The organism is Sphingomonas sp. FW306-1B-B10E (assembly GCF_058782005.1).
Genome location: NZ_JBYSXG010000002.1, coordinates 45,912 through 58,518 on the forward strand (window position 1 = coordinate 45,912; position 12,607 = coordinate 58,518).

10 protein-coding genes are annotated in these 12,607 nt (G+C 68.4%); all 10 read right to left on the reverse strand.

Going from position 1 to position 12,607, the window contains the following annotated elements; all coding sequences use genetic code 11:
- Positions 1 to 150 precede the first annotated feature (150 nt).
- The 10 genes from AC3WJI_RS01275 to AC3WJI_RS01320 are packed head-to-tail and all read right to left on the reverse strand — an operon-like array spanning position 151 to position 12,562.
- A complete protein-coding gene (locus AC3WJI_RS01275) occupies positions 151 to 2,043 on the reverse strand; it encodes an XrtA/PEP-CTERM system amidotransferase (protein WP_492755417.1) in 1,893 nt (630 codons plus the stop codon).
- Entirely contained in the window at positions 2,043 to 3,575 is a 1,533-nt protein-coding gene (xrtA, locus tag AC3WJI_RS01280; RefSeq protein ID WP_492755418.1) for an exosortase A, read from the reverse strand. Before xrtA ends, AC3WJI_RS01275 begins: the two co-directional genes overlap by 1 nt.
- Positions 3,572 to 4,771 (reverse strand): TIGR03087 family PEP-CTERM/XrtA system glycosyltransferase, encoded by a 1,200-nt coding sequence (locus AC3WJI_RS01285; RefSeq protein ID WP_492755419.1) that lies wholly within the window; start codon positions 4,769 to 4,771, stop codon positions 3,572 to 3,574. Before AC3WJI_RS01285 ends, xrtA begins: the two co-directional genes overlap by 4 nt.
- Positions 4,771 to 5,838 (reverse strand): FemAB family XrtA/PEP-CTERM system-associated protein, encoded by a 1,068-nt coding sequence (locus AC3WJI_RS01290; protein ID WP_492755420.1) that lies wholly within the window; start codon positions 5,836 to 5,838, stop codon positions 4,771 to 4,773. Before AC3WJI_RS01290 ends, AC3WJI_RS01285 begins: the two co-directional genes overlap by 1 nt.
- Positions 5,835 to 6,728, reverse strand: coding sequence for an XrtA system polysaccharide deacetylase (locus AC3WJI_RS01295; RefSeq protein WP_492755421.1), 894 nt, complete (start codon positions 6,726 to 6,728; stop codon positions 5,835 to 5,837). Before AC3WJI_RS01295 ends, AC3WJI_RS01290 begins: the two co-directional genes overlap by 4 nt.
- Entirely contained in the window at positions 6,682 to 7,815 is a 1,134-nt protein-coding gene (locus AC3WJI_RS01300; RefSeq protein ID WP_492755422.1) for an AAA family ATPase, read from the reverse strand. The genes AC3WJI_RS01295 and AC3WJI_RS01300 overlap by 47 nt, the downstream gene beginning before the upstream one ends.
- Before the next feature lie 10 nt (positions 7,816 to 7,825).
- On the reverse strand, positions 7,826 to 9,427 hold the full coding sequence (locus AC3WJI_RS01305; protein ID WP_492755423.1) for a hypothetical protein: 1,602 nt from the start codon (positions 9,425 to 9,427) through the stop codon (positions 7,826 to 7,828).
- Positions 9,424 to 10,404 carry an AAA family ATPase gene (locus AC3WJI_RS01310; protein ID WP_492755424.1) on the reverse strand — a complete coding sequence of 327 codons (981 nt, stop codon included), beginning with the start codon at positions 10,402 to 10,404 and terminating at the stop codon, positions 9,424 to 9,426. Before AC3WJI_RS01310 ends, AC3WJI_RS01305 begins: the two co-directional genes overlap by 4 nt.
- A 1-nt stretch (position 10,405) precedes the next feature.
- Positions 10,406 to 11,908: an XrtA system polysaccharide chain length determinant gene (locus AC3WJI_RS01315; protein WP_492755425.1), complete on the reverse strand. Its 1,503-nt coding sequence runs from the start codon at positions 11,906 to 11,908 to the stop codon at positions 10,406 to 10,408.
- Positions 11,909 to 11,920: 12 nt separating this feature from the next.
- A complete protein-coding gene (locus tag AC3WJI_RS01320; RefSeq protein WP_492755426.1) occupies positions 11,921 to 12,562 on the reverse strand; it encodes an XrtA/PEP-CTERM system exopolysaccharide export protein in 642 nt (213 codons plus the stop codon).
- Between the last annotated feature and the right edge of the window lie 45 nt (positions 12,563 to 12,607).

Sequence of the window (12,607 nt, forward strand, 5' to 3'; positions counted from 1 at the left end):
TGCCCAACTCTTACCCGCAACACTTCCGTTACCCCGGCCTCGTTCCGGGGGTCCACCGCGCCGTTCGGGCAGCAACGGTTCGAGCTGCTCGCCAGCCGCCTGTGGACCCCGCCACGAGGTCGAGGTGACGACTGGGGCGCGATCGCAGCCCTAGCCGAACAGCCGCTCCAGGCTGCGCTCGAGCATCAGCAATTGCCACAACGTCCGGCCATGCTCGCCCCGCCTGGATTTGTGTTCGGCGGCGAGCGTCTCGATCGCTGACGGCTCGAACCAGCCGGTCCCGGCCAGCACACGCGAGCGCGCCAGTGCCGCGGCCTCGTCGGCGAGCGCAGCGCGGAACCAGGCGCTGATGGGCGTGACGAATCCCATCTTCGGCCGGTACAGGATCTCCTTCGGCAGATAAGGCTCGAGCGCCTTCTTCATCAGCCATTTGCCCTGCCCCGCCTTGATCCTGAGCGCCGGAGGCAAGGTCGCGGCGAATTCGACGAGCTTGTAGTCGAGCAGAGGCTCGCGCGCCTCGAGGCTCACCGCCATGCTGGTCCGGTCGACCTTGGTGAGGATATCTCCGGGCAGCCAGTGCTGGATATCGGCATATTGGGCACGGTCGAGCCCGTCGCGCGCCGGCGCCCGCCGCATCGCCTCGACATAGCGCTGCTCGGCGCTGTGCCCGGCGAGCGTATGTTTCGCCGCGCTGGTGTACAGCCGGTCGCGCAGTTCGGGCGGCGTCACGCCCACCGCCTTGGGATAGGCGAACTCGCCATTCTCGGCGAGCGCGAGCAGGGTCGTCTTGGCGCGGAACGCCCGCGGCGCCCAATCGGCCTTCGGGTAGATCCGCCCGAGCGTGCCGAACAGATTGGCGCGGGCCTTTTCGGGCAGCAGCCCGCGCACCCGCTCTTCGGCCGCAAAGAACTTGTAGCGCCGATATCCCGCCAGCGTCTCGTCCGCGCCATCGCCCGACAAAGCGACGGTCACGCTCTCCCGCGCCAGCTCGCATACCCGGTAGGTGGGAAGCGCCGACGCGTCGGCGAACGGCTCGTCGAAGGCGGCCACCAGCGTATCGATCAACACGAAATCGTCGGCGCTCACCCGCCGCGTGCTGTGCGCCGTCGCGAAGCGCTCGGCAACCAAGGCCGCATGGCCGGTCTCGTCATGCCCTGCTTCGTCGAAGCCAATCGTGCAGGTCTTGACCGCGGCCTTGCTTGCCTCGGCCATCAGGGCGACCACCGCGCTGCTGTCGACTCCGCCCGAGAGGAACGCCCCCAGCGGCACATCGGCGATCATCCGCGCGCGCACCGCCCCGCGCATCCGCTCGATCAGCTCCGCCTCGAGGTCGCGGGTCTTGCCGCTCGCCCGGTTCGAGAAGTCGAGGTCCCACCAGCGCACCGGCTGCGGCATGCGCTTGCCGCGCTGGAGCAGAAGATAATGTCCGGCAGGGAGCTTCTTGACCCCCACCAGCAGCGAGGCATCGTCGGGGACGTAGCCGAGTCCCATATAATCCTCGACCGCGCGGAAATCGGGCCGCCGCCGGAACATCGGATGCGCGAGCAGGCCCTTTAGCTCGGAAGCGAACGCCACGCCGCCATCGGCAAGCTTGGTATAGACCAGGGGCTTCACTCCGAAACGGTCGCGCGCGAGAAACAGGCTCTGCTTCTCGGCGTCGTAAAGCGCGAATGCGAACATGCCGTTGAGCTTGGCGAGCATCGCCGGCCCCCAGGCGCGCCAGCCGTGGAGCAACACTTCGGTGTCGCTCTCGGTCCGGAATCGCGCGCCCTTTAGTTCCAGCTCGGCACGCACCTCGCGGAAATTGTAGATCTCGCCGTTGAAGGTGACCACAACACTCTGGTCTGACGTCGCCATCGGCTGGACGCCGCCTTCGAGATCGATGATCGACAGCCGGCGATGGCCGAGCCCGACCCCCGGCGCGGTCCACACGCCTGCTCCGTCCGGCCCGCGATGCGCCAGCGCGTCGCGCATCTGGACGATACGTGCCGGATCGACGGGTTTCGCGATGGCGGGATAATAGAGCCCCGCAATGCCGCACATTAGCGGCCGGCCAGGCGGTCGGCGAACGTGTCCACGGGACCGAGCGCGCCGAGGAAGTCCGTGATCGCCACCTCGGCGGCCTGGTCCTGCCCCTGCTCGGCCGACAGCAGCACCGCGACGGCGGCCTGGTTCCCACCCAGCAGCTTGGTCTTCAACGTCTCGAACTTCACGCGTCTGTCGCTCCCGGTCAGCGTATCGCCGACCCGGTACCAACTAACCGTCACACGTTCCACCCGCCCGGGACCGGTCATGCGCAGCGCGTGCCCGCCCGATAGATCGGGAAGGTCGGCGATGCGCACCCAGCGGTCGTTCTCGCGAACCGCGCCAATCCCAAAGCCGACCAGCTCCTTTCCCTCGCGCTGGCTGGCATAGACCGCCACGGCAAGGTCGACACGCCTGCCTTGCGCGTCGGCATAATGCTCGATCGCGAGATGGTCGGCCCCCGGGAAATTGGGCGACCAGGCGATCCGGCTCGCGCCGATGCGATGCCAGCCGGGAACCTCCGGCAGCGCGACTTCGGCCGGAAGTACCTCCGCGAGCGCCGCGACATGATTCGCCCAGCCGAGGAACAGGCTCGCGATCGTCAGGGCGAGCAAGGCGATGACTCCCGCCGCGCCGCCCGCGCGCACCGGCGCTCGCAGCTGCAGCGGGTCGAACCAAGCGGCATCGGGATCGCGGTCGAACCATTTCCAGCCGATCGCCAGCACCGCCGCCATCACCAGTGCGAAGAACACCCAGCCATAGACGATATGGTCCATGCCGGTGGCGGCCTCGACCGAGGTCCACCACGCCGCATAGATCGTCCCGAACGCGCGCACACCGTTGGCGAACACGGGGACGATCGCTGCCATCGCGAGGAATGCCGCACGGCGTGTCCACGAGACGTAACACACGTTGGCAACGAGCACCCCGAACGCGATCATCGCAATCACGAACTTGGCGCCCGAACATGCCTCGGCGACTTCGAAATACCCGTTCGATGTGGTGATCAGCACCCCGTCGACCCAGGCGGGCACGCCGAACAGATGGAGCAGGGGCATCACCATCGCGACGGTGATCGTCTGCAGCGGCCCTTCGAGGAAGTCGCCGAACGGCACGAGGAACGCCATATAGGCGATCGGGAACAGCAAGGCCCGGCTCACATTCGGGCCGAGCACGCTCACCGTCATGCCCTGGAGCATCAGCACCAGCCCGGCGTGGCGGAACAACGCCACTCCCGCCGCATCGCCGAGCAGCCAGCCGAGCCCGCCCGCCGCAACCAAGGCGAGCCCCGGCCACCAGCCCTGCGGCCGCACCAGCGCCAGTCCCTGCCGCCGCTGCCAGACCAGCCAGCCGATCACCGGCGCGATGAACAGGCAATGCCCGAAAGTGGTGTTGGTCCAGTAGATTGCCGCGAGGTCGAGCGCATCTCTACGAAACAGCACCAGCAATGCCGCCCAGCCCGCCGCGAGGATCGCCGCATGCTGCTGCCAGCGTGCATCGATGCCCGTTCTGGCCGGAGCGAAATCGTCGTGCGGCACCGCGACGGTCATGCCGCCTGCCCCAGCATCGCCGGCTGCCCCAGCAGCGCACCGAGCGGCGCGAGCCGGGCATCCCAGCCATAACGCGCGAGCACCTGCGCACGCGCGAGACGGCCAAGCTCCGCGGCATGTGCGCGGTCGGCTAGCATCCGCGTCACAGCCTCTACCATGTCCGCCGCGGTCGCCCCGATTGCGATCGTCTTATTATGCTCGACGCCCTCCGCCGCGGCGCTCGACGCGACCACAGGCCGGGCCATCGCCATTGCTTCGAGCACCTTGTTCTGCACCCCCCGCGCGAGCTTGAGCGGCGCCACCACCACCGCCGCCGCCGCCAGCCAGCCGCGGACATCGGCGACCTCGCCGGTGACGGTCACCCCCGGTTGCCGCGCGAGCGCCCTTACCGCCTCGCCCGGATTGCGCCCGACGATCGCGAAACGCGCCTCGGGATGTGCCGCGCGCACCCGCGGCAGGATATCCTCGGCGAACCAAGTCACCGCGTCCACATTTGGTCGATAGTCCATCTGCCCGGTGAACACGATCGCGGTAGGCCCGGCGTCGACCGATGCGAACGCCGCCGCCGGATCGAAGAGCGTCGTGTCGATGCCGTTCTCGATCGCGTGGACACGCGCGGCGCCAGTCCTGGTGCGAAAAAGCCCTGCCTCGGCCTCGCTGACGAATAGGCTGGCGTCGACGCGCGCTGCGACCTCACGTTCAAACGCTTCGAGCAACCGCGCCTCGCGCCGCATCACCCAGCGCATCGGCGCGCTCGCCGTCTCGGCATAGGCAGTGAACTTGGCCGAATCCATGTCGACAAAGTCCATGATCACCCGGGCGCGGGGCGCAGCCGGCAGATATTGCGCCATCTGGCCGGAGAAGACGAAGATCGTGTCGATATCCTCGCGCGCCAGCACGTCCTCGACCGCGCGGCGCATTCGGGCGTCGTCGAAGGCGGCCAGCGAAAGCGGCCTGCCTGAAGCCAGCGCCTGCAATCCGGCGACAGCCTGCGATTTGGAGCGCCGGACGATCGCGCAGCTGCCGGTCAGCGCGGCCAGCTCGGGCCGGTCCAAGTCGCGCGGATCGTCGGCAAACGCCGCCAAATGCACGCGTCCCCGCGCCGCGAGATGCCGCAGCAGATGATAGCTGCGGATCTTGTCGCCGCGGTCGGGCGGATAGGGCACGCGGTGTGCGAGGAAGAGAAGGTCGCCCATCAGCCCAGTCCGCGCGCAATCCACGGGCCGAGCCGGTTCGCCGCCCATAAAGGCATGCGCTTCCAGGCGCGTACCTGCAGGCTGAATTTGGGATCGAGCGGATTGATCTTGCGCGCCGCCACGCCCTCGGGTGCGCGCGTGAAATAGCGGAGCGGCCGCGGCTCGAATCCCCAATTCTTCTTGAACGCCGCCGCACCGGTCCCCGCCTTGGACCGACCGAAATCAAACCGCGTGCAGCCGCGCGCGCGCGCATGCCGCATCAGCGCAAAGTACATCGCGTCATTGGCGCGCAGCCCGCGCGCAACCTCGGTCCCGCCGCCCCAATAGGGATAGACGGTGCCGCGCCAGTACAGGCTGAGCACGCTCGCCACGGCGTCTGCGCGGTGCCGCACGGTGAGGAGGTCCGCCGCGTCGCCGAACTCGCGCGACACCTCAGCGAACAAGGCGCGCGGAAACACCGGCGTGCCGAGATTGCGCACCGATTCGGCATAAACGGCGTAGTGCGCCGCCGCGTCGGCGCTGCCCGCATCGATCTCCAGATCGTTACCGAGCGCGCGCCGCACCTCGGCGCGCTGCTTGCGTGGGATCGCGAGCAATTCGGCCTCGTCATCAGCCGCCAGGTCGCGCGCGAAGCCCAGATACGTCGTATCGTCGGTTTGCCACCCTGCCCCCGGATCGGCCCCGCCGCGCAGCTCGACCGTCGGGCAGCTCAGCCGTCCCGCCAGCGTCCACGCCGCCTCGCCCAGAACCGCGGCGGCGCCTGCAGTCTCGGCGAGGATCCCGCCGCCGACGCCGAACCCGGCGGAGACCAGCGCCCGCCCGAACAGCGGCGAATGCACCTCGGTCAGCGGCAGCACGCCGGCAATGTCACCGGTGCCGCGCTCGGCGAGCAGATAATGGCTCTTCTGTCGACACCCGCGCGCCACCGCCAAGCTCCACGCGGGCAGGTGGAACGGCGTTCCTTCAGGGTGGGCATCGACCCAGCCGGCGATCCGCGCCCGCTCATTCGCATCGCCGAGATCGGCGACGCGCAAGGCCAAGGGCCGCGCAAGCAGCGGCGCGTTCACTGCAGCCGCTCCGCCTCGCGCGCGGCGATCGCGTCGACCCGCCCCCAGGCATGGCGCGCGATCAGCCGTTCTAGTTTGCCCGCCATCGCGCCCAATCGGGTATAATGGCGAAGCTTCGACTTGAGCGGCGCGCCTACAACCCGCGGCTGGCCGGGATCGACTTCCCAGGGGTGGAAATAGAACATCGCCGGCGTTCCCGCGGCATTGGCACCCTGCACCGCGCGATCGGTCACCCCGTTTGGCAGCAGCCGGAAGAACCCGCCCCCTGCGGTGATCTCGCGCCCCGCCACCCTAGCGATCGTGATCGGCAGTTCGATCAGTGCGGAATCGGCGATCGGCCGGAACGGCGCGCGCGGCGCGTCGGGCCAGCCATAATGGTCGTGCCGGATCGGTGCGATGCTCGACGAGTAGGTATATCCTGCCTCAGCCAATTCGGCATGCGCCCAGGGCGTGCGGGCGTCGATCGAGAAGCTCGGTGCGCGATAGCCGGTCACGGGCGCGCCACAGGCGTCTTCCAGCGCCGCACGCGCGTTGGCGAGATCGGCGCGGAATGCCTTGGCGTCCATCGTGAATACGCGCTGGTGTGCCCAGCCGTGACTGGCGACTTCGTGCCCCGCCGCGGCGATCCGGCGGATCAGCGCGGGATAGCGCTTCGCTACCCAGCCGAGCGTGAAGAAGGTCGCGTGGACCCCAGCGCCGGCGAACAGCGCCAGCACGCGATCGGTATTGGCCTCGACGCGGTGCTCGAGCCGGTCCCAATCGTCGCGCGCTATCGTGTTCTCGAACGCGCCGACCTGGAACCAGTCTTCGACATCTACCGAAAGGCCATTGACGAGCATCGCCTCAGGCCGCGTGCCCGCGCAGGCTCGAAAGGTCTGGCCGGCGGTCATTGTCGCCGCTCTCGACCCAGTCGACGAGCAGGGTCAGCACTCGGCGCAGCGCCGCATCCTGCTCCTGGATCTGCTGCTCGAGCGCGGCGATGCGAATGTCGATCGCCGCATCCGTGACAGGCGCAGCCGCCTCGGCCACATTCTCCGAACGAAGCGGCAGTGCCTCGATCGGCGCAGACGGCGTCGGCGTGCCCATCGACATCGGCGCGATGTCGCGCAACTCCAGCGGCTCGATCGTCTCGACCGGCGTGAGGCTGCGCTTGGCCGGGATCGGCCCCGAATCGTTTTCGAGATCGGCGATCACCGTCGCGAGCTCGGGCGCGCCGAACGTATCGAGATGCTCGATCGAACCGTACAGCAGCACGCGCCCCGCAAGCTGGTTGACCCGGCGCGGGATCCCGCCCGACCAGCGGTGCATCGCGGTCAGCGCATCGTTGGTGAAGCGCGGCTTGCCGCGCCAGCCGACCAGCGACAGGCGGTGGAGCAGATAGGGTTCGAGCTCATTGGCATCCATCGGTGCGAGATGGTGCATCGCGATCACGCGTTGGCGCAATTGCTCGAGCTTGCCGTCCTGCAAGGTCAGCCGGAACTCGGGCTGGCCGAGCAGGAAGATCTGGAGCAGCGGATAGCCGCCCGCCTGGAAATTGGAGAGCATGCGCAACTCTTCCAGGCTCTCCGCCGGCAGCGCCTGCGCCTCGTCGATGATCAGCAGCGTGCGGCGCCCGTCGCGCGCGACCGCGTGCAGGCCGTGCTCGATCGCGGCGAGCATCGCCGACTTGCTCGCCCCGGTCGCGTCGATCTCGAGCCCGGCGCAGACGGTCTGGAGCAGGTCCTCGGGCCGCAGCTGAGTCGAGACGATCTTGATGACGTTGAGCCGCTGCTCGTCGATCTCGCCGAGCAAATGCCCCATCAGCGTGGTCTTGCCGACGCCGGGATCGCCGGTGATCACCACGAAGCCCTCGCCCTGGCTCAGGCCATAGCCGAGATAGGCCATTGCCTTGCGATGCGTCGCCGTGTCGAACCAGAAGCGCGGGTCCGGCGTGAGCTGGAACGGCCGGCCGGTCAGGCCGTAATGATCGTCGTGCATTGTCTCGGTCCTAGAAGCCGTAACGGAGGCCCACCAATGCCTGCGCCTGCGCGGAAGCATTGTTGTCGCCTTCCCTGTCGAAACCGAACAGCCCGAGCGACGCAGTCGCGCTGAGCGGTCCGAACATATGCGTGTATGCGGTGTTGGCGCCATAGCCGAAGACGCCCTGCCCCTCGGCGAGGTCGCTGTCGCTATAGCTGCCGAACACGCTGGTGCTGATCGATCCGTTGCGGCCGACGCCGCTCGCCGCGAACATTTGCGCATAGACGCTCTCGTCCGACGTGCCGTCGATGCTCACCCCGCCGACGCTCTGCGGCGTCAGGAAAGTGCGGCGCGCATAGCCGCCGCCCACGCCGATCTGCGTGCCGTTGCGATTGAGCACCGCCACGCCGGCGACGCCGCGCGCACGATAGGCCGAGGTGACGGTCGACGAGAACACCTGATTGAGGCAGCCGCCCGCCGCGGCGCCGGTGGTGCCGTAGATGCAGCCGCCGAACTGGTTCCCGAACGGATCGGTGGTAGTGAGGAACGCCGTCGGCAGCTTGGTGAGCTGGCCGTTGAGTTCCTGCCCGAAGGTCTCGACGCTGTCATATACACCGATCTGCACGCCGCTGCCCGGGCCGATCTGATAGCTCGCCGAACCGGTATAGCTCATCGAGCCGTAGCGGCGTCCAGCGCGTGCCTCGAGGAAGGTGCGGCGGCTCGGGCGCCAGATCACGCCTGCATCCCAGAAAGTGCCGTCGAAATTATATGCGATCCGGCGCGGCGAGGCGGGATCGGTGACGAAGCGGCCATTGCGGTCGATCACCGGCACGCCGTTGCTCAGCAGCGCGTCGCGCTGGCTGATCTCGATCTTCTCGTAACCGACGCCGGCAGTCAACGCGACGGTGCGGCCGACGGGGAGCACAACGTCGCCGCGGCCGAACTTGCCTTCGAAGCTCTGGTCGAGTTGGCCGGCGTCCTCTCGGGTGAACGATCCGCTCGCGGTGACGCCGACCGGCAGCCCCTGGCCCGATTTCACCCCGACGCTGGCAGTCGCAACATGCACGGTCGAATCGTCATAGCGGTCGAGCGGCGGCTGGCCGGGAGCGACGCCGGTGCCAGCGTTCGGCGCCTCGACCTTGGTATAGCCGAAGCGATAGGCGGCGTTGGCGAACACCGCGCCGACATGGGTCGCGAGATTGGGACCGGCATAGGCCGAGAAGACCTGGCTGCTGTTGCGGACGTTGCCCTGCGACGTCGCGAGCGAATCGCCGCGAATGTCCGAACGGCTGCGCGCGGCGATCGCCCCGCCCTCGAGCGTCAGCTCCGGGGTGATCCGGGCGCGGACCTGGGCGAGGCCGCTATGCGTCGAATCGTCGGCAAGGTCGCGGTCGTAGGAGAAGCGACGCTCGTAGCGGTAGCTGACCTGCACCTCGACACGGCGGCTGGTTGCCTGCGCGTCGATCCCGGCGCCGAGCGTCGAATAGGTGAGCAGGTCGCCGCCATTGTTGAGGTCGGAGATGAGCACCTGGCTCGCTTCGATATAGGGCGACACCCGCGTGCGTTGGGCATGCGCCGGCAGCGCCGTGCACACCAGAGCAGCCGTCGCGATCAGAACAAGCCGGGTCATTCACCCGCCTCCCCATAATAGTTCCCGAACCGGCGTCCGCCGGGCTGGAACGAAACCGAGTTGAGCAGCAACTGGATGTGCTCGCAGCCGTCGAGCGTGTTGACCGCTTCGCGCAGGTCGCTCTCGCTGGTGCGGTCAGCGCGGACGACGAGCATCGCCTGCCCGGCATGCGTGGCGAGCACCGAGGCGGGCGAGGCGGCAAGCGCGGGCGGCGAATCGAAGATCACGATGCGGCGCGGATTGGCCTTGGCCAGCCCGTCAAGGAGCCGGCGGGCGCGTTCGCTCGCCAGCAATTCGGTATCGCCGTTGGTGCGCGTGCCCGCGGGCAACACCGAAAGCTGCGGCACGTCGGTCTCGATGATGCAGTCCTCGACGTCGACCGCGCCAGCAAGCGCGTCGAGCAGGCCGGGCCCGTCGGGCAGGCCGAGGCGGTCGAGGACGTCGGGTTTGCCGAAATCGGCATCGACGAGGAGGATCTCGACGTCCTTCTCGGCGGCCATCGAAAGCGCGAGGTTGATCGCGCAGAAGGTCTTGCCCTCGTCGGGCTGCGCCGAACAGACCAGGATCATCCGCGCGCGGTCGGCTGCCTTGGCGCCGTCCTGCGCGGCCACGGTCCGTGCGGTGAGCAGCAGCTGGCGCTTCACCATGCGGAATTCCTCCGCCATCGCGGTGACGCGGTCGCCGGGAACGAGCATCCCGCCTTCGCGCAGCGCGATACGGTCGATCGCTGCCTGCTGGCGACCGGCGCCCGCGGGCTGTGGCTCGGGACGGCGCACCGGCTCCGGCGCAGGCGCCTCGACAGCGATCGGCTCGGGCGCCGGCTCGGCGGGCGCGAGTTCGCTGAGCGTCAGCGGCTCTTCGTCTTCGACCGTGGTGAGCGGCGCGGCCGGCGGCGTGAGCGGACGCAGATAGCCATATTGCTCGGCTGCCCGTTCGAGCAGCGAGCCGCGCAGGCGCCGGGGAGTCTCGTCGTTCATCTCAGGCCCCCATGCCGCGCTGCGCGAACTCGAGCCCGAGCAGCCCGACGAAAGCCACCGCCAAGGCCGCCGAGGCGCCCGCGAACAGCAACAGCTTGCGACGGCGGATTTCGATCTGCGCCGCGCTCAGCACCTCGGAGATCGAGCCGATCACCGGCATACCGCTGACCTTTTCGAGCCGGGACGCGGTCGGGAAGGTCGTGGTCAATTTGTCGAGCCCGAACGCAGTGGCGACACCGGCGCCGAGACCGGCGATCAGCACCGCCGCAAGCAGCAACGGCCGATTGGGCTTGGTCGGCGCGCGCGGCAGCGTCGGCGGGTCGACGACATTGAACTTGACCGCATCCATCTCGCTCTGCGCCTGGCTGCTGATGCGTATCTGCTCGCGATCCGAGAGCAGTTTGTCATATTGGTCCTTGAGGACCTGATATTCGCGGTCGATCTCGCCCTGCTCGGCGGCGACGCCGGGCGCCTGGGCCATCTTGCCCTCGAACTGGGCGATGTCGCTTTCGATCTGATCCTTGCGCTGGGTGAGCGCGGCGACGGTCGCCGCCTTGTCGGCGCGCATCGACTGGAGGCTCAGATAGAGCGGGTTCGAAGCGCCCGCGGCCCCGCTGACCACCGGCTCGGCCCGCGCGGCGGCCTGTGCCTGGGCGAGCTGGCTGCGCAGCGCGATCATGTCGGGATGGCTGTCGGTCCAGCCGCGGCTGCGGCCCTCGGCCAGCTGGCCCTGAATCGCCGCGAGCCGCGCGCGCGCGGGGCCGGTGACCGCGCCCTGCCCTGCGGTGTTCATCGGCGTCCCGGCCATCTGACCGCTAACGGCGTTCAATCCGCCCTGTGCCGCGGCGAGGTCCGACTGGACCTGCGCCAGCTGGGTGCGCGCCGCGCTCATCCGGTCGTTGAGCGAACCGGTGCCGGGCAGCGACCCCAGATAGCGCGCCTGGAAATCGGCTTTCTTGGCCTCGGCCTCCTGCAGCGCCTTCTGGCGCACTTCGAGCTGCTGGTCGAGGAAGCGCAGCGACTGCCCGTTCGCGTCGCGGCCATCGGCGAGGTTCTCCTCGACGAAGATGTCGATCACTTTCTGGGCGATCTGCTGCGCGAGCTTGCCGCTCGAGGCGGTCACGACGATCTCGAACAAATTGTCCTGCTGCGCGGTCAGCTTGATCGCGGTGCGCAGCCCTGCCGCGCGCTCCGAGATCTCACGGTCGCTCGACGCGGTCTTCGAGAGATCGGTGCCGCGCACCACCTTTTCCAAGTTGACCGTCGAGGTCAGCGTCTGGCGGATGCGATCGATGTCGCGCTGCTGCTGTGCCGCCGCGCTGCCATCGGGCAGGATCTGGCGGAGCTGGACGAAGACCCGCGCATGCGATTCGTAGCTGTTCGGCATGCGCGACACGACGAACCAGCCTGCGAGACACAATGCCCAAGCGACGGCGAGCGCGATCCAACGCCGCATCCAGATCGCGTGGAGCGCCGCGCGCACTTCGTCGAAAAGGCTATTCATCTGCCGTCGACCTCAGAACATGCTCTCGGGGACGATCAGCACATCGCCGGGCTCGAGCCGGACGTTCGCCGAAATGTCGCCATTCTTGAGCAGGTCGCCGAGGCGCACCTTGTACTCGCGCTGCTTGCCGGTCGCCTTGTCGTAGCGGACCAGCCGCGCGCGATTGCCCGAGGCGAATTCGCCGAGCCCGCCGACCGCGATCATCGCGTCGAGCGCGGTCATGTTGGCGCGGTACGGGATCGACGCCGGCTTGCCGGTGGCGCCGACCACGCGGATCTGCTGGCTGTAGGTGCCCGAGAAATTCTCGACGATCACCGAGACGATCGGATCCTTGATATATTCGCCGAGCGCGTATTTCAGATCGTCCGCGAGCATCGCCGGGGTCTTGCCGACCGCGGGCATGTCACTGATCAGCGGCGTGGTGATCCGGCCGTCTGGGCGCACCTGCACCTTCGCCGACAGCTCGGGATTGCGCCACACGAAGATGTTGAGCTGGTCCATCGGGCCGATGACATATTCGTCGCTCGGCAACTCGCGCGTCGCGACGCTGCCTGCGGGCGGCAGTTCGGGGCGGCTCCCCCCGGAGCATCCCGAAAGCGCGGCGGCAATGACGCCAACTCCCGCCAAAACCCTGCCAAACGACTTGAAAACCATGTTCGAGCTCCCTCCCCGGCGGGGTCGGGCGCGGCCAACGTCTCG